Below are 17,417 nucleotides of genomic sequence, written 5' to 3' on the forward strand. Positions count from 1 at the left end.
TTGGAGTAATAGTATTCTTTATTTCAATAGATAGATCCTTAGGTGGGGTATATGAAGCTATAGGAATAACAAATAAAACATTAGTTTTAAGTGGAACAGTAGCAATATTAATATTTGCATATGTAATAAGATTTTTAGCCGTAGGGTTTAACAATATAGAATCAGGATTTGAAAAGGTAGGAAATAGATATTTTGAAGCATCAAGAATGCTAGGAATGGGAGTAACACAAACTTTCTTTAAAGTAGATATGAAGATGATAAAGGGAGCAATAATGAGTGCAACTATATTAACTTTTGTAGATATTTTAAAAGAGCTTCCATTAACAATGACATTAAAGCCTTTTAATTTTGAAACATTAGCAACTCAAACTTATAAGTTTGCAAGTGATGAAAGATTACATGAGGCTGCAATACCAGCATTAATAATAATAGGTGTAAGTATAGTGTCTATTTACATATTTCATATAATTGGAGAAAAAAGGAGTGAAAAAGATGCAAGTTAAGGTAAAAGATTTAAGTTTTAAATATGATAACTCAAAGGATTTAGTAATAAAGGATTTTTCATTAGAGATAAATGAAGGAGAAATAGTTTCTATATTAGGGGCTAGTGGATGTGGAAAAAGTACTGTTTTAAGATTAATAGCAGGATTAGAAGAGCCAACTAGTGGAGAAATAAAGATAAAAGATAAGGTAGTAGTTAATGATAAGGTGTTTTTACATCCTGAAGAAAGAGGAGTAGGAATGGTATTCCAAGACTATGCACTTTTTCCTCACTTAACTGTATATGAAAACATAAAGTTTGGATTACATAAAATAAGTAAGGATGAGCAAAAAAAGAGAGTAGCTGAAGTTTTAAAACTAGTAAATTTAGAAGAATATGAAAAAAGATATCCTTATGAATTATCAGGTGGACAACAGCAAAGAGTTGCATTAGCTAGAGCAATAGCACCAAAGCCATCAATATTATTAATGGATGAACCCTTTAGTAATTTAGATAGCCACTTAAGAGGAAAAATAAGAGCTGAATTAAAGGAAATAATTAAAGCATCAAATACAACATGTATATTTGTAACTCATGATATTGAAGATGTAAATGCAATTAGTGATAGGGTTATACGAGTATAATTATATTAATTAATAAAATACCTTTAATAAGATTTATATAATATGGTTATTTTTCACTAGGATAAATTTTAAAATTACTCTTGATAATTAATAACTATTATTATATAATAAAATAAATTGATTATTAATTATTGGAGGTAAGATTATGGCTGGAGATAGAATAGTTTGTGGTTGCAGAAATGTAAGCTATGTAGATATAAGAAAAGCAATGATTAATGGAGCTCGTACAGTAGAAGAGATCCAAGAAATTACTGGTGCAGGAACTGGATGTGGAAGATGTATTGGAGAAATCGAAAACATTTTATCATCAGTTTGTGGATGCCGTAAAGTATCTTTAGAAGAAGTTGTAGAAGCAGTTAAGGCTGGAGCTGACACTACTGAGAAGGTTGCAGAAGCTACTAAAGCTGGATCAGCTTGTGGAAGATGTAAAGCACTTGTTCAAAACGTTATAGAGTTAAAAAGATAATTAACTACTCCTGTTGATTGTTTGTATTAGTGAAGGCTTAGATATTTATTGTCTAGGCCTTTTTTATGTTGAAATAGTTTGATTATAAATAAATTCAAAGTTTATTTATAAAAAGTTAAAAGTTATCTAATACTAATTTGATAAAATTAGTATCATACAAAAGAGGAAGGTTCATATGAAAAATTATATATTGATTTTATTATCAGCTTTTATGATGGGATTAAGTTTTACTTTTAAAGAATTATCATTAATAGCATGGGTAGGGCTAGTTCCATATTTCTATGTGGTGTTTAATGAAAAGCTAACATCAAAAAAAGCCTTTAAATATGGAATAGCTTATGGAGTAACATTTTATTTATTTTTACTACTATGGTTATTTGAAATGTATCCATTGAATTGGCTTGGACTAAGCAATAAGGATAGTATTATTGTAATAGTTTTAGGTTGGATAGGATTTAGCTTAATAGAAGGGTTATTTTTATCCTTAATACCTATAATATTTAAGTTTACTAAAGGAAAAAAATATTATTTAAATATTATTTCTATAAGTTTTATTTGGATATTAATTGAGTGGATTCAAGGCTTAGGTATCTTAGGTTTTAACTGGGGAAAGATAGCAGTATCACAAGCTCCAAATATATATATTATTCAAAGTGCTTCATTACTAGGAAGTTTATTTATATCATTTTTAGTAGTTATTATAAATGCAATGATAGCAACCATAATAATTAAAAGAAAAGAAAATTTACATATTAAAAATTTAGTAATAGGAATAGCTTTAATATTTATATCTAATATAGCTTTTGGATATTACAATTTAAATAAGGAATATGATGACAGAAGAATAGATGTATCAGTAGTTCAAGGAAATATATCTTCAAGTGAAAAGTGGAAAAGCAATGCTTTAGATGATAGCCTAGTTACATATGAAAGATTATCAAAGGAAGCCTTAGATAATGCAAAGATGGAAGGTAAAGAAATAGAGATTATGATTTGGCCAGAAACTGCAATGCCAGTTAATTTTTTTGAGAAAGATAAAGTAATGAAAAAGGCTAAGTCTATAGCAATAGATAATAATATTCACTTTATAACTGGTGGATTTTATAGTGAAAGAACATTAAAAGGTGACTTAGACTATAATTCAGTTTATACATTTAATAATAAGGGTGATATTAGTGGAATATATTCAAAGAGACATTTAGTTCCTTTTGGAGAATACATACCTTATTATAATGAAATATTTAAGTTTATACCTGGATTAGATAAATTAAATACCCTTGGAAATAATCTTACTCCAGGAACAGAAACAGAAGTTGTGGAGACCATATACGGAAAGATAGCACCAATTATTTGTTTTGAAAGTATATTTCCAGATTTAATAAGAAAAAGTATTAATGATGGTGGTGAACTAATAACTATTTTAACGAATGATTCATGGTTTAAGGATTCTACAGCAGTGGTTCAACATAATAATCAAGCAATATTAAGAGCTGTAGAAAATAATAGATATGTTATTAGAGCTGCTAATACAGGAATATCTTCAGTTATAACTAATAAGGGTGAGGTTATAGCAAAGATTGATCCATTAGTAGAAGGCTTTATAAATGAAGAAGTTAATTTAATTAGTGAAAAGACGTTATATACAATGTTAGGAGAAGTTATAGTCTTTTCAGCTATTATGTGGATAGTGGTAATGATATTTATAAAAAGAAAAAAAATTATATAAAGTTAAAAGGGATGTTATAAAATAACATCCCTTAAGTAATTTAAATTAAACAAGTAGAGGATACAATGAGTATGCCTAAACGACTCAAGATTCTATGTATTGAAGTAATTCAATAATTATAGTATCTCTCTATAAGATTAATTTATGCATTATATATATTTTCATCTAATGATTTTTCTGATTTTGCAACAACTACAGCAGTAGCAGCATCTCCAACAACATTTAGTGAAGTAACTAACATTTCTACAGGTCTGTTTATTGCAAGTATTAATGAGTAAGCAAGTAGTGCAGCATCATTTTGATATCCCATTCCAGTTAAAACTGTAAATAGTATTATAGCTCCAGCACCTGGTGCAGCAGGTGTACCAATTGATGATATTAGAGCTAAAACTGCAATTATTAAGATACTTCCTATAGTTACATCATATCCAGCACTTGAAGCTATGAATATAGCTGCTATAACTTGCATTATTGCAGTTCCGTTCATATTTATAGTCATACCAAGTGGTAGTACAAATGATGCTATTTCTTCGTTAACGCCTAATTCTTCAACAGTAGTTTTTGTGTTAAGCGGTAAGCTTGATGCTGATGAAGATGTTGAGAATCCAAATAAAGCAACCTTAGATATTTTTTTAATAAATACTATAGGGTTAAGCTTAGCAGCTATAAAGATAAATAAAGCATATCCAAATACTAAGAATACTAATAATGCAATAACTACTGTTACAACATAGGCAAGAGCTGGCTTTAAGTGATCAATACCGTAAATTGCAAATGTTCTAGTTATTAAAACAAAGATAGCTATTGGACCAAATTTAGTAATAACAAATGTTAAGAATACAGTTATTATTTTGTTTATATCTTCTAATAATTTCTTTAAAACTTGAATTTCATCACCTAATTTATTAAGTGAAAGTCCTGTAACAACAGCTAAGAATACAATAGCTAATATCTTACCATTTTCAGAGAATACAGCAGTTATGTTATTTGGAACAGCTTGCAATAATACTAAAAGTGGGTTATTACCAGTGTTTCCTGTTGAAGCTGAAATATCAGTAATGCTTACGTTGAATAATCCAAGCTTGTTAGCTGTAAGACCAAAGATTCCAGCTAAGACTAATGCAAAAACTGATGTAGCTAAGAAACCAAGTATTGTTTTATATGATATACGACCTAGTTTTTTAGTGTCTGTTATTCTACACATTGCAAGGGCTATTGAAGTAAATACCATTGGTACTATTACTAATTGTAATGAATTTACGAATAATTGACCAATTATATAGAAGATACCAAAGGCTTTAGCTCCTTCAGCAGCTGTTATGTCTTGGAATAGAACTTTATTTATTGTTGTCCATAAGTCGGCTTGTCCACCATTAATTAAGTATTCTCTTAAGAATATAAATGATGTACCAGCAATAAGACCTAAGATAAGTGCTATAGCCATATTAATGGCAAGTTTATTAGAATTTTTATTTTTTGTTTTCATAGTGCCTCCTAAAAAGTTTCATTATAGGACACCATAAAAAAAAGCCTTAATACCATTAAGTATTAAGGCTTAAATACGCTACTATATATGAACCTAACTTTTATCTCTGTTAGGAAAAATACTATAATTATGCATTCTGCCTTATTAGTCTCACAGGACTAGTTTAAAGGTATCCTATTGAAAATAATATACATCAGAATAGAAGATATGTCAATATTCTACAAAAGTATAATTGAAAAAGTAGATAGATATATAGAAAATTTAAATTTATCTCAAATATATTTGAGAATAATTGGATAAAGGTTTTAAATATAGCATAAGGTTTAAGTTTTTTAGTAATTATAAAAAATATGGAATAGCTTTAAAGTTTAAGTAAATAATAGTAAATATAAAAATAAATTTGAGGTGAATAAAATGAATAAATTATTATATATAACTGTAAATTCAAAGCCAGAGGAATTATCAGCAAGTAAAACTGTTGGAAGGGCTTTTGTAGATAGATTTTTAGAAAAGCATAAAGATTTTACTTTAGAAGAACTAGATCTTTATGAATCTCATATACCTAGATTAGAATATCAGTACTTTGAAAAAAGAAGTGCAATGGTAAATGAAGAAGCTTTAGCTAAGCTAGATAAGAAATCTCAAGAAGAAGTGCATAAAATAGTAAAACTAACAGATCAATTTAAGGCGGCAGATGTATATGTAATAGCAGCACCAATGTGGAGTTTATCCTTCCCAGCTCCATTAAAGGAATATATTGATTGTGTAGTTATGGATGGAAAAACTATTAAGATAACTGAAAGTAAGGTAGAAGGTTTATTAGATGATAAGCCTAGAGGGATGGTCTATATCCAATCATCAGGAGGTAATATCCCATGGCTATTAAGACCAATATTAAATAAGGGATTAAATTATGTAGATGATATTATGGGAACTTTGGGAATAAAGAAGTTTGAGGAAATTTTAGTAGATGGAACAGGTACAACAGAGGAAGAAAAAAATGAAGCAATAGAAAAAGCAAAAACTAAAATAGATGAAGTAATATCAGAGGTTTGGAAGGGATAAATATATTATATAAAAGGTAACTAAAAGTTCACAAAGAGTATATTTAAAAAGGAAGAGACATTAGATATAATTATATTAATATTTAAAAGAGTTACAGGGGGAATAAATATGTTTTTAAATGAATTAAATAAAGAAGAAGCAATGGCGTTTGTGAATCTTATATCAGAATTTGCAGAATCAGATAATGATTTTGCAGAAGAAGAAAAAGAGCTTATTTCAAGATACAAAAAAGAATTACATATAAATGAAGGAAATATAAAAACTCTATCTCATGATGAGATAATTGAAACTTTAGAAAAGTCTTCTGATAGAATAAAGAGGATAATATATTTTGAGTTAATAGGATTAGCTTTAATAGATGGAGAATACCAGGAAAATGAAGTAGACTTTTTAGATAATATAGCAGAGAAACTAGGAGTTTCTAGAGCTAATAAAATAGCTTTTGCAAATTATTTCTTTACTTATACAGATGTATATGATTTACAAAAAGTAAATTCAGAAAATAATATGGAGATTCTAAAAGTTAAGGCTGAAGAAGTTATAAATAAGTAAAAGTGAAGATTTTTAGATAAGTCTAGTTTATATTAAGTAATTAATATACTTTCATTTATAATTTTTAAGTAAAAGTATTACTAAGACTATATAATATAAAAAGAATATTAAAAGTTAAAATAAGGCATTTAGCAAGAATAATAAATCTAGCTAAATGCTTTTTATTTTTTACATTTTAAATTTAGTTATAGAGAAAGACATATAGAAGTTAACTTTATAGTTAGAGTATTTATAAAAACTTTATATAATTTTATAGGCATTTTAACACCATATTAAAGTATTAATAAATTAATTTATTGAAAAAAATAAAATAAATTAATCAAAGTAAAAAAAAATTAGAATAGTAAAATAATTAGGTAAAAAATAAGTAAATATAAGGAAAATATTTTATTGTTTGGAAAAAGAATAAGTGATAGAATTTAAATTGTAAGAAAATTACAAAAATTTTACAGAAATATAAAAGTAAAGTGGAGGGTATTATGAAAAAAAGTAAAATGAAAGTTGTTGCATTAGTTGGATGTGCAGTTATGTTAGCATCATTAATTAATCCATCAGCGTATACATCAGCAAGAGAAAATGAAAAAACTTCTATTAATACAATTCAGAATGGCATTGTTAACAATGATGAAAACGTTTATGAAAAAAAGGACTTGGCACCTACTCCACCAATGGGATGGAATAGCTGGAATGCCTTTATGGGAAATATTTCAGAGGACTTAATGAAGGAAGTAGCAGATGCTATGGTTGAAACTGGATTGGTAGATGCTGGATATAATTATCTAGTAATTGATGATGGTTATATTGAAAATAAAAGAGATGAAAATGGAAAATTAGTTCCACATAAAAAGAGATTTCCAAATGGGTTTAACCCAGTTTCAGATTATGTACATGCAAAAGGAATGAAATTTGGTATGTATAATTCAGCTGGTAATGTTACTTGTATGGGGTTACCAGGAAGCTATGGACATGAGGAAAGTGATGCAAAACAATTTGCAGATTGGGGAGTAGATTTCTTTAAATATGATTTCTGTGGAAATCCAAATGTTAATCAAAATAGTTGGGCTCCAGATTTAGGATTAGTAACAGCTACAAAGGGTGAATTTAAAACTTCTGTAGAGTCAAAAAATGGAGAACTTGTAGGTGGTGCAAGAGTAAATGCACAAGGTTTAGTTGGATTCGTAGGAAATGGAGAAGGTGAAGTTATAGTTACCTTAAATGTTCCTGAGGATGGAACATATTCTGTTGGTGTAAAATATATAGGTGCAGATGCAAATAGACCACTAACTATAGATGTTAATGGAGAAAGAATAAATAGATTTGAGTGTCCACGTACAAATTCATGGAATACATCAGATGCTAAAACATTAACAGTAGATCTTAATTTAAAGGCTGGAGAAAATAAAATAAGATTATATAATCCAACTAATAAAGAAGCAAATATGGAAGAGGCATATAATAGTTACAAAACTATGGCTAAAGCATTTGAAGATACAGGAAGAGATGTTCTTTTAAGTATATGTGAATGGGGATCAAATGAGCCATGGCTTTGGGCTGATGATTTAGGTCATATGTGGAGAACTACTTACGATATAACAGCTGAAGCTGGTAGAGGTTCATGGTCAAAGGTAATGGGAATTTATGATGAAAATGTAGTTTTAGATGAGTATGCGGGTCCAAATGGATGGAATGATCCGGATATGCTTGTAGTTGGATTAGAAGGAATAAGTAATGAGGAAAGTAAATCTCACTTCTCATTATGGTCTATTATGGCTGCACCACTAATTATAGGTAATGATATAAGAAACATGTCAGATGAAGTTAAAGCAGTTCTTACAAATAAAGATGTTATAGCTTTAAATCAAGATCCATTAGGTGTTCAAGGGAAGAGAATAAAGGATAATGGAGATTTAGAAGTTATAGTAAAACCTTTAGAAAATGGAGATGTAGGTATAGTTCTTCTTAATAGAGGTTCAAATAGTGCAAATATTTCAGTTACTATGGATGAAATTATGCAAGGTGTTGAATTAGTAAATGAAGATAAGTTTGCAGCGGCTAGTAGTTATGATGTTAAGGAATTATGGACTAAGGAAGAGTTTAATGTTGAATCAGAAATAGTTGGAGAAAGTATTCCAGCACATGGAGTTAAGACTTATAGAGTTACCCCTAAAGCATCAGAAGAAACAGAAGCTAGTGGAAAAGTTTCAATTTCTGCAGAAAATGAAATTGTAGTTGGTGAAAAGCTTGATGTTACTTTAGGTGTTTCAGAATTAAAAGAAGGATTAGAAGGATATGCAACAGACTTTACATTTACTTATGATCCAGATGTATTTGAGCTAGATGCTGTAGAAGGAGCAAATGAAAGTATATTTGCAACTGCATCAAAAGTTAAGGAAGGTGAAGTTAGAATAGTAGCATCTTCATTAGGAACACCTATTGCTAGTAATTCAGAAGTTGTTAAGGTTAAATTAACATCAAAAATAATTTCTGCTGATGAAGAGTTAGCTGTAACAGTAGCTCAAATAGGAAATGGAGAAGGTGAAGTAAGCAACTTAGAATTAGCTAGTACAAAGGTTACTGTTAAGGAAGTTGAAGATGATAAGGAAATAATTGTAGGAAAGGTAAATAACCTTGAAATAATAGAAAAAACTAATAATAGTGCAATTATAGGATGGGAAGCTCCAGAAAGCACTGTTGGACTAGAAGAATATGTTGTTTATAAAGATGGTAAGGTAGTTGCTAGAGTACCAGTAGGAACTACAGAATTTGAAGCAACTGGATTAAGAGCTAATTCTATTTATGGATTTAAGGTAACAGCTAAGTTCTCTAACGGAAAAGAATCAAAGCCACAATCTATAAATGTTAGAACTAATAAAAACTAATAAAATAATTTATAAAATAAATAGTATTAAAGATGTTTAAAAGGACAAAATAACACTAAGTTAAAATTCAATTGAAAAAATTGAATAATATAACTTATATTTTAGTTATAATTAGCGGAGGTGTTATTTATGAACAATGAGCATGATGGTATGATGGGTGGGTTACCAATTAATATCAATAAAGAGGTTCCAACACCAAATAGCAATGCAAACTCAATAACTGCTTTAATAAAACATTCTGGAGAAGTTGTAGGATATGAGCTTTCAAATGGTGAAAGAGTATCTAAGGAAGAAGGCGTACAAATAGCTAGAGCCGGTGGAATATCAGGAGTTGCTGTAGGGGTATCTAAAAAAGGCGAAGAATATTTAAGAAGCTTACCTGATGATACAGAAGGTAATAACTTAAGTTCTTTACCTACAATAAATGAGTAATTTAATAAATTTAAGGGATAACGATAAAGTTATCCCTTTATTTTTAAAAAAAATATGTACAAAGAAATTTAATATTTTGGTATTATTTAATATATTGAAATTTAATATATAATTATGTATGATTTATAACATACAATATAAAACAAAAGATAAAACTTAAGGAGATAAATATGAACACAATTTCATTTTTACTAATTATAGCACTTACAGCTTTTGCATCATTCCAAATGACAAAAGAAAAAGGACAAAGCATATTATGGGTAGCGGCTACAATTTTTGTTGGGCCAATGGCATTTATAGTACAATATTTATTTGCATATTTCAAAGGTAGACAAGCTAAGAGTATATAATAAAAATGCACCTAATAAGAAGAATTAATCTTATTAGGTGCTATTATTTTAATTTGAGAAATTTATTTTTAATTATATAGAGATAAATTTCCGCTTACAGTTTTTATATTTAATTTATTATCTCCATTACCTAAATTAAAGTTAATATTTTCTTGGTTTTCAGAAGCAAATGAATCATTTAAACTATTATATAAGTCACCACTTACAGTTGAAAAGTTAACAGCAAAATTAGGTGAACTAGGTAATGTTAATTCAACTTCACCAGATGTACTTACTACATCTAGCTTTGTTAATGAATTAGATAGTGTTAATGAAACATTACCACTTATAGTTGAAAGTGAAACTTCACCAATAAGTGGTGAAAAATAGATGTTACCATCAACAGTATTTAAGCTTAGAATTTTGCTAGTAAATGTATTTGCATCAATATAACCATTAGTAGTGGAAATATTAGATGTTTCACAAGTAGTACTATTTAAAATTACATCAGCATTAATAGTTTTAACACTTAAATCATTTAAAGTAAGATTTGTTAATGATACATTACCTGATATTATATTTAGGTTTAAATTTTTAGCATATGAATATGGAATTTTTATTATAAAATTACTATGTTTAAATAAATCATTATTTAAATCTGTATTAGGTTTTATAGATAATGAACCATTGTCTCTAGAAATGTTAAATGGATTAGAATTTGATATTTCTGAGTTAGATCCATTTAAATTTTCTATAGATAATTCAATAGTTGAACCAGAGTAAGTTTCAATATATGTGTCATATCCATTAAAATCTAAAGTTAAATTTTCAACTCCATCTAAGTTTTCATTAGCTGTATAAACTTCATATCCATTTAATCTATTATTGTAAAAAAGTCCAATATCATAATTATCAAAATCAAAATAGTTACTTAATTGAAAACCACTGTTATATAATAATACTCCAGCAGCACTAAAGGATAGTATTGAACCAAGGAAAATACATGCTATAAATATTTTCATTTTAGTGCTTATTAATTTCTTTTTAGCCATTATTTTTCCCCCTTAATTAATGGAACGATCCAGTTGATAAATTTTACGCTTAGGCGAATACATAATTTAACAAAGTAATAGGTACATATTGAAAATAATAAAAGACCAAGTACAGAACCTAAAACTATAAATGCTATAACTGAATTAGGAAAATCAAGTATAAAAGCTGGGAATACAAATACTCCAATTGTATTAGTTACAACCTTACCAACTAAAATACCTATTCCACCTATAGATAAGGCAAAAAATGCTGCTACTAAGCTAATAAGAACACCAACCACAGACACAGATAAACCAACTGCAAATGGACCAAATAAAAACCCTACAAGTATTAAAACAATAATACCTAAAAGCATATTATTAACATTTTTATTTGTAGTGTTTTTGGGTTCTTTGCTATATGAGTAATCATTATTTTTATCTTCATTATTAGTATTTTCTTCATTCGAAGTAGTAAATTTTACATCCTCAAATTTAGCTTCATTAATAAAATCTGCCTCATTTATTTCGGTAAAATCATTAAATGAATTCTCATCAGTAGGAGAATCATATGATTTTAAGTATCCATTTCTATATTGAAATACTATGTCATTTGGATCTCCTAGTTCATTAATTATTTCTTCTTCTGTTTTTCCAGAATTAAAGCCAACTTCAAAATGTTCTTTATAATCGTATAATATATCTGCTAATGAACCTTCAGGAAAGTCGCTTAATCCATCCTTAAGAATATTTAAAAAGGTTTCTTTATTCATTGCTTTCTATCCCTCCCATGATTATATTGTTAACTGAATTAGAAAAGCCTAACCATTCACGTTGTAAACTATCTTTTGTTTGGTAGCCAAGTTCTGTTAATCTATAGTACTTTCTAGGAGGACCTTCTTGGGACTCCTGTAGATAAGTAGTAAAATATCCTTCTTGAGTAAGCCGTCTTAAAATTGGATAAATAGTTCCATCTGAAATTTTAATATGCTCTGATATTTCATTAATCAATTCATATCCATAACACTCTTTTCTTGAAAGAACAGATAAAACACAAAGTTCTAAAACACCTTTTTTTAATTGTGTATTCATAGAATCACCTTCTTAATTATATAGTAAATTTTGTAAAAAATAAAATTTTGTTTTTTTGTTTTGCTTTAGTTAAAGTATATGCAATGGTATTATATAATGCAAGGTACTAAATAATGTTTAAGGAAATGATAAAATTTAATTAAGGAAAACTTAAGATGTTGATAAGTTAGTGGTATAACTATGTCTAAAGCTTTATTTTTTAAGAAAATATGTTGAAAGTGTGGAAAGTTATCCACAAAATGTGGATAAAACGGAAAAACTGTTGAAAACTTTTTAAAAGCTATTGACACAAGATATATGGTTAGAATGTATGTTTGTAACAAGATGATGATTTTTATCGAAAGATATGTTTACATGTAATTCCATAGAAGAGGGTAAATTTCCAATTGTGCATAACTTTGAAAAGTTATCAACAGTTTGGACAAAATGTGGATAAAATCTGTGGATAATGTTATAATATTGTCTGAAATAGCAGTATACCTAGAGTGAATTTAATTAACCTGTGGACAACTTTTTTGAGAGTTTAATATAAGAAAGTCGGAATGTGGAAAACTAAAAATAAATGATACTAAGGAGAAGAAAATGAAATATAATAAAGAAATAAAAGAAGCAATTTTTATAAAAAGACCAAATAGATTTAATGCTCTTGTAAATTTAGATGGTGAAGAAATAACAGTACATGTCCCTAATACTGGGCGTTGTAGAGAAATTTTAATAGAGGGTTGTCGAGTGTTTTTAAGAAAGGAAGACAATCCAAATCGTAAAACTCAATATGATCTTATAGCAGCTTTAAAGGGAAAAATGTTTATAAATATAGATTCTCAGATTCCAAATAAGGTAGTTTTTGAAGCCTTACAAGAAGGAAAAATAGATAAATTAAGAAAATACGACAATATTTTAAAGGAAAAGACATTTGGAAAAAGTAGATTCGACTTCAAATTATCCACAGATGAGGGCAAAGAATACTATTTAGAAGTTAAGGGAGTTACTTTAGAAGAAAATTTACATTGTAGATTTCCTGATGCGCCAACAGAAAGAGGCGCTAGACATATACTAGAATTAATAGATGCAAAGGAACAAGGATATGGAGCTGGAATATTATTTTTAATTCAATTAGAAGGAGTAAAGAGTTTTGCACCAAATGATGTTACTGATCCTGAATTTGGAAAGGCATTAAGATTAGCTAGAGAAAAAGATGTAGATATATTTATTTATGACTGTATTGTAAATGATGAGGAAATAACTATAAATAAACAAGTTGACTTAATGTTATAGTATAATGTTATTATAAGAGTAATATTATTATATAAGGAAAATAATGGGGTGAATAAATGAAGTTTAAATTTTGTCCCTTGTGTGGAATGAAGCTTGAAGAAAAATATAGCTGGGATGAAGGTGGAGTGCCTTATTGTTCTCATGATGATATGATGTTTTTTGATACTCCTAAGCCATGTATTATGGTTGGAATAATAAAAGATGATGAAATACTATTATTAAAGCAAAGTTATATTTTTAAGAACTCTAAGGTTCTTTTATCAGGATATGTAGGTCATAATGAAACGGCAGAAGAAGCAGTGTACAGAGAAGTAAAAGAGGAATCTGGATTAGAAATTAGTGATATTGAATATGTAGGTTCTAATTTTGTTAAGGATAAAGAAATATTAATGATAACTTTTGTGGCTAAATATGTTTCAGGGGAAATAAACAAGTCAACTGAAGTAGAAGAAATTTCATGGTGTAAGCTTTCAAAAGCATTAGAGGAAATGAAGGAAGATAAGATTGGGTTAAAGGTTGTTAATAGTATTTTAGAAAAATTAAAAGAAAGAAATTAAGCTGTATCTAGCTGAACTTTTAGTTCAACTAGATACAGTTTTTTTTAGTTAGTATTATTAATCGAATATTTTATATCAGGGATAGCCGTTGTAACACTCTTTTCTATTTAGGAGGAAGATAACAAGGTACATGCCTATAGATAAGGACTTATAACTATAATTACTATTTTAAGGATAAATAGTTAGTTGGATTTTTACTGTTTAAATGGAGAAAATATAAATATTATTAAAGAGTTTTAGAGTAGTTACAAAAAAGTAACTAATTGATAAAAATTAATATTTAAATTAATATAATACAGTTATAAGTAAATAGAAAAAGGAGATAAAGTGATGAAGAAAATAGTAGCAAGAATAACAACTATATTAATATTGGTGTTTTTAATTATAAATGTTAATACTTTTGCTAATGTACAGAAAGAAAGTAATAAGACAATTAGAGTTGGTTCTTCTGGAACTTATTATCCATTTACCTTTATGGAAGGAAACCAAGTGCAAGGTTTTGAAATAGATCTTTGGGATGAAATTGGTAAAAGATTGGGATATAAAATTGAACATAAAACAGCATCTTTTAGTGGCCTTTTTGGGATGTTAGATTCAGATAAAATAGATGTTATTTCTAATCAAATAACTATTACAGAGGAAAGAAAAGAAAAATATTATTTTTCAGATCCATATGTAGAAAGTGGGGCACAAATAGTAGTTAGTTTAGATAATGAATCAATAAAATCTATTGATGATTTAACAGGAATGAATGTTGGTGTTGATTTAGGAAGTAATTATGAAGAATTATTAAAAGGAAAAGATAGTGGAGCAAATATTATTACATATCAAAGTACAGATGCAGCCTTTAATGACTTAATTATTGGAAGAATACAAGCTGTAGTTATAGATAAAATATCTGCATTAATAAATATAAATGAAAAAAAGCTACCATTAAAATTGTCAGGAGAACCATTTGAAAAAGTAGAAAATGCTTTAGTATTTAAAAAAACTAGTGAAAATGAAACTCTTATAAAAGAGGTAAATAAAGTTTTAAATGATATGAAGGATGATGGTACATTAGAAGAAATATCTAATAAGTGGCTTAGTACAGATGTTACTGTTAAAAGTAGTACTAGTTTTATAAGTAATTTGTTTAAGGCAATTTTATCAGGAATAAAATTAACAATTTTACTATCAATTATATCAATGGTTATAGGGTTAACTATAGGTATAATAATTGCAATAATTAGATATTTAAAAATGCCAGTTTTAAGTCAAATAGCGACTGTATATGTATCTTTCTTTAGAGGAACACCTTTATTAGTTCAGTTATTTTTATTATACTTTGGACTTCCTCAAATTTTCCCAGTATTAAAGGGGATGACAGGCTTTACTGCAACATATATAGCTTTGGGGTTAAATGCATCTGCATATATTTCAGAAGTATTAAGAGGTTCCTTTAAAGCAATAGACAAGGGGCAAATGGAAGCTTGTTTATCAATTGGAATGAGCAATATGCAAGCTATAAAAAGAATTATATTGCCTCAAGTTATGAGAATTTCTATACCTTCAATAGGAAATATTTATATAGATATAGTTAAGGGATCTTCATTAGCATTTACAATTGGTGTAGCTGAAATGCTAGCAAAGGCACAAATGGTTGCATCTACTAACTATAAATTCTTTGAAAGTTATATAGCAATTGCAATTACATATTGGATATTAATAGAAATATTTAATTATATACAAAAGATAATAGAAAGGAAATTATCTGTATATTAGGAGGAACAAAATGATTAATGCTTTAGGGATAAAAAAGAATTATGGAGAACTTGAAGTTTTAAAAGGTATAGATTTAAATGTTAAAAAAGGTGAAGTTGTAGTAATTATAGGACCATCTGGTTCAGGAAAATCTACTTTTTTAAGATGCTTAAACTATTTAGAGATTCCTAAAAAGGGAATAGTAAAATTAGATGATTTTTCAATAAATGCAGAAAAGCACTCAAGTAGCGAAGTAAAAAAGTTAAGAGAAAAATCTGCCATGGTATTTCAGAATTTTAATCTTTTTAATAATAAAACTGTATTACAAAATATTATGGAAGGCTTAATTACAGTAAAGAAAATAGATAAAAATAAAAGTGAAGAAATATCATTAAAAATATTAGAAAAAGTAAACATGCATATGAAGAAGGATGTATACCCTAAAAACCTATCAGGAGGGCAAAAACAAAGAGTTTCTATAGCAAGGGCAATAGCTTTAGAGCCTAAGGTTATATTATTTGATGAGCCTACATCTGCCTTAGATCCAGAAATGGTTTTGGAAGTTTTAAATGTAATTAAGGATTTAGCAAAAGAGCATACTACCATGATTATTGTAACTCATGAGTTATCATTTGCTAGAGATATAGCAGATAAGGTTATATTTATGGATAATGGAGTAATTATAGAACAAGGTACTCCAGAAGAGGTTTTATTAAATCCTAAGGAAAATAGAACAAAAGAATTTTTATCAAATGTAAAATTTATTTAAGTATGAATTTATATGTGATAAAAAAGTAGTTTGGTGTTTATTTAAGAAAAGAGAAAAAGAGGTTAGATATATATTTCGCCTTATTTAGTATTAAAATAATAACAGTTTTTTAAAATATTATTATGTTTAATTAGTATAAATGGTAAGTAAAAATAATAGATTATTAAAAATGATATTATTATGTTTTATGAGGTGAAAAATGAAAAGTTATGTTTGTATAGATATAGGTGGGACATCTATTAAGCATGGTGTTATATATGAAGACGGAAAAATATTAGTAAAGGGTCAAAGAAATACTGAAGCTTATAAAGGTGGATTTCATTTGTTAGAAAAAATGAAGGATATAGTTACAGAATATAAAGCTTTGTATAGTATAGATGGAATATGTATTTCAACTTGTGGAATGGTAGACCCCACAGAAGGGAAAATAATTTATGCATCTAATGCAGTACCTAATTATATTGGGGTAGAAATTAAAAAAGAGTTAGAAAAGGAATTTAGCCTTCCTTGTGAAGTAGAAAATGATGTTAATTGTGCTGCTCTAGGAGAAGTATGGCTTGGAGCGGCAAAGGGCACATCATCATGCGTTTGTATGACTATAGGAACGGGAATCGGAGGCTGCATTATAATAAATAATGAGGTTGTCCATGGATGGAGCAATAGTGCTGGAGAAGTTGGATATATGAATATGGATGGTGGAACATTTCAAGAAAAGGCTTCAACTAAATCATTAGTTAAAAATGTAGCTAGGAGAAAGGGTTTAATGGATAGTGACATAAATGGTGAAGTAATATTTAACTTAGCAAAGGCTGGAGATAGTATATGTGTAGAGGAAATAAATTCATTAGTAGATACATTGGCTTTAGGAATATCTAATATTATATATGTAA

General features: G+C 28.0%; 18 protein-coding genes. 14 read left to right on the plus strand and 4 right to left on the minus strand.

The window, feature by feature from the left end:
- The 4 genes from ACRDBA_RS04675 to lnt all read left to right on the plus strand — a co-directional run.
- Positions 1-503, plus strand: a 503-nt coding sequence (locus tag ACRDBA_RS04675; protein ID WP_438571760.1) for an ABC transporter permease, incomplete at its 5' end; no start/stop codon positions are given.
- Positions 493-1,125 carry an ABC transporter ATP-binding protein gene (locus ACRDBA_RS04680; protein ID WP_438571777.1) on the plus strand — a complete coding sequence of 211 codons (633 nt, stop codon included), beginning with the start codon at positions 493-495 and terminating at the stop codon, positions 1,123-1,125. The genes ACRDBA_RS04675 and ACRDBA_RS04680, both read left to right, overlap by 11 nt.
- Positions 1,126-1,270: 145 nt before the next feature.
- Complete coding sequence (locus tag ACRDBA_RS04685) at positions 1,271-1,591, plus strand: (2Fe-2S)-binding protein (protein WP_438571761.1); 321 nt, start codon at positions 1,271-1,273, stop codon at positions 1,589-1,591.
- A gap of 175 nt (positions 1,592-1,766) precedes the next feature.
- Positions 1,767-3,317 carry an apolipoprotein N-acyltransferase gene (lnt, locus tag ACRDBA_RS04690; RefSeq protein ID WP_438571762.1) on the plus strand — a complete coding sequence of 517 codons (1,551 nt, stop codon included), beginning with the start codon at positions 1,767-1,769 and terminating at the stop codon, positions 3,315-3,317.
- 142 nt (positions 3,318-3,459) lie between these two features.
- Here the strand turns inward: lnt and ACRDBA_RS04695 are convergent, their stop codons facing one another.
- Positions 3,460-4,803: a dicarboxylate/amino acid:cation symporter gene (locus tag ACRDBA_RS04695; protein ID WP_438571763.1), complete on the minus strand. Its 1,344-nt coding sequence runs from the start codon at positions 4,801-4,803 to the stop codon at positions 3,460-3,462.
- Positions 4,804-5,217: 414 nt separating this feature from the next.
- Between ACRDBA_RS04695 and ACRDBA_RS04700 the strand changes: the two genes are divergently transcribed.
- The 5 genes from ACRDBA_RS04700 to ACRDBA_RS04720 all read left to right on the plus strand — a co-directional run bounded on the left by ACRDBA_RS04700 (position 5,218) and on the right by ACRDBA_RS04720 (position 10,081).
- Positions 5,218-5,868, plus strand: coding sequence for an FMN-dependent NADH-azoreductase (locus ACRDBA_RS04700; RefSeq protein ID WP_438571764.1), 651 nt, complete (start codon positions 5,218-5,220; stop codon positions 5,866-5,868).
- Positions 5,869-5,976: 108 nt separating this feature from the next.
- Entirely contained in the window at positions 5,977-6,420 is a 444-nt protein-coding gene (locus ACRDBA_RS04705; RefSeq protein WP_438571765.1) for a hypothetical protein, read from the plus strand.
- Between the two features lie 479 nt (positions 6,421-6,899).
- Complete coding sequence (locus ACRDBA_RS04710; RefSeq protein WP_438571766.1) at positions 6,900-9,299, plus strand: cohesin domain-containing protein; 2,400 nt, start codon at positions 6,900-6,902, stop codon at positions 9,297-9,299.
- Between the two features lie 129 nt (positions 9,300-9,428).
- Positions 9,429-9,731 (plus strand): DUF3892 domain-containing protein, encoded by a 303-nt coding sequence (locus ACRDBA_RS04715; protein ID WP_438571767.1) that lies wholly within the window; start codon positions 9,429-9,431, stop codon positions 9,729-9,731.
- Positions 9,732-9,901: 170 nt separating this feature from the next.
- Positions 9,902-10,081 (plus strand): hypothetical protein, encoded by a 180-nt coding sequence (locus ACRDBA_RS04720; protein ID WP_438571768.1) that lies wholly within the window; start codon positions 9,902-9,904, stop codon positions 10,079-10,081.
- Positions 10,082-10,149: 68 nt separating this feature from the next.
- On the opposite strand, the gene ACRDBA_RS04725 is transcribed toward ACRDBA_RS04720, so the two are convergent.
- Genes ACRDBA_RS04725 through ACRDBA_RS04735 form a run of 3 tightly spaced genes read right to left on the minus strand, consistent with a single transcriptional unit; the run spans position 10,150 to position 12,183 of the window.
- Entirely contained in the window at positions 10,150-11,112 is a 963-nt protein-coding gene (locus ACRDBA_RS04725) for a DUF4097 family beta strand repeat-containing protein (RefSeq protein WP_438571769.1), read from the minus strand.
- On the minus strand, positions 11,112-11,864 hold the full coding sequence (locus ACRDBA_RS04730; protein ID WP_438571770.1) for a DUF1700 domain-containing protein: 753 nt from the start codon (positions 11,862-11,864) through the stop codon (positions 11,112-11,114). Before ACRDBA_RS04730 ends, ACRDBA_RS04725 begins: the two co-directional genes overlap by 1 nt.
- The gene (locus ACRDBA_RS04735; RefSeq protein WP_438571771.1) at positions 11,857-12,183 is read right to left on the minus strand and encodes a PadR family transcriptional regulator; all 327 of its coding nucleotides are present in this window, start codon (positions 12,181-12,183) and stop codon (positions 11,857-11,859) included. Before ACRDBA_RS04735 ends, ACRDBA_RS04730 begins: the two co-directional genes overlap by 8 nt.
- A gap of 582 nt (positions 12,184-12,765) precedes the next feature.
- Between ACRDBA_RS04735 and sfsA the strand changes: the two genes are divergently transcribed.
- The 5 genes from sfsA to ACRDBA_RS04760 form a co-directional block, all read left to right on the plus strand.
- Positions 12,766-13,458, plus strand: a complete 693-nt coding sequence (sfsA, locus tag ACRDBA_RS04740; RefSeq protein ID WP_438571772.1) for a DNA/RNA nuclease SfsA — start codon at positions 12,766-12,768, stop codon at positions 13,456-13,458.
- A gap of 56 nt (positions 13,459-13,514) precedes the next feature.
- The gene (locus ACRDBA_RS04745) at positions 13,515-14,015 is read left to right on the plus strand and encodes an NAD(+) diphosphatase (protein WP_438571773.1); all 501 of its coding nucleotides are present in this window, start codon (positions 13,515-13,517) and stop codon (positions 14,013-14,015) included.
- A 330-nt stretch (positions 14,016-14,345) separates the two neighbouring features.
- Complete coding sequence (locus tag ACRDBA_RS04750) at positions 14,346-15,779, plus strand: ABC transporter permease subunit (protein WP_438571774.1); 1,434 nt, start codon at positions 14,346-14,348, stop codon at positions 15,777-15,779.
- Positions 15,780-15,789: 10 nt separating this feature from the next.
- On the plus strand, positions 15,790-16,527 hold the full coding sequence (locus ACRDBA_RS04755) for an amino acid ABC transporter ATP-binding protein (RefSeq protein WP_438571775.1): 738 nt from the start codon (positions 15,790-15,792) through the stop codon (positions 16,525-16,527).
- Between the two features lie 199 nt (positions 16,528-16,726).
- Positions 16,727-17,417: ROK family protein (locus ACRDBA_RS04760; RefSeq protein ID WP_438571776.1), on the plus strand; the 691-nt coding region annotated here is incomplete at its 3' end.

The organism is Clostridium sp. (assembly GCF_051654825.1).
In the GTDB taxonomy this organism is placed as follows: Bacteria; Bacillota; Clostridia; order Clostridiales; family Clostridiaceae; genus Clostridium.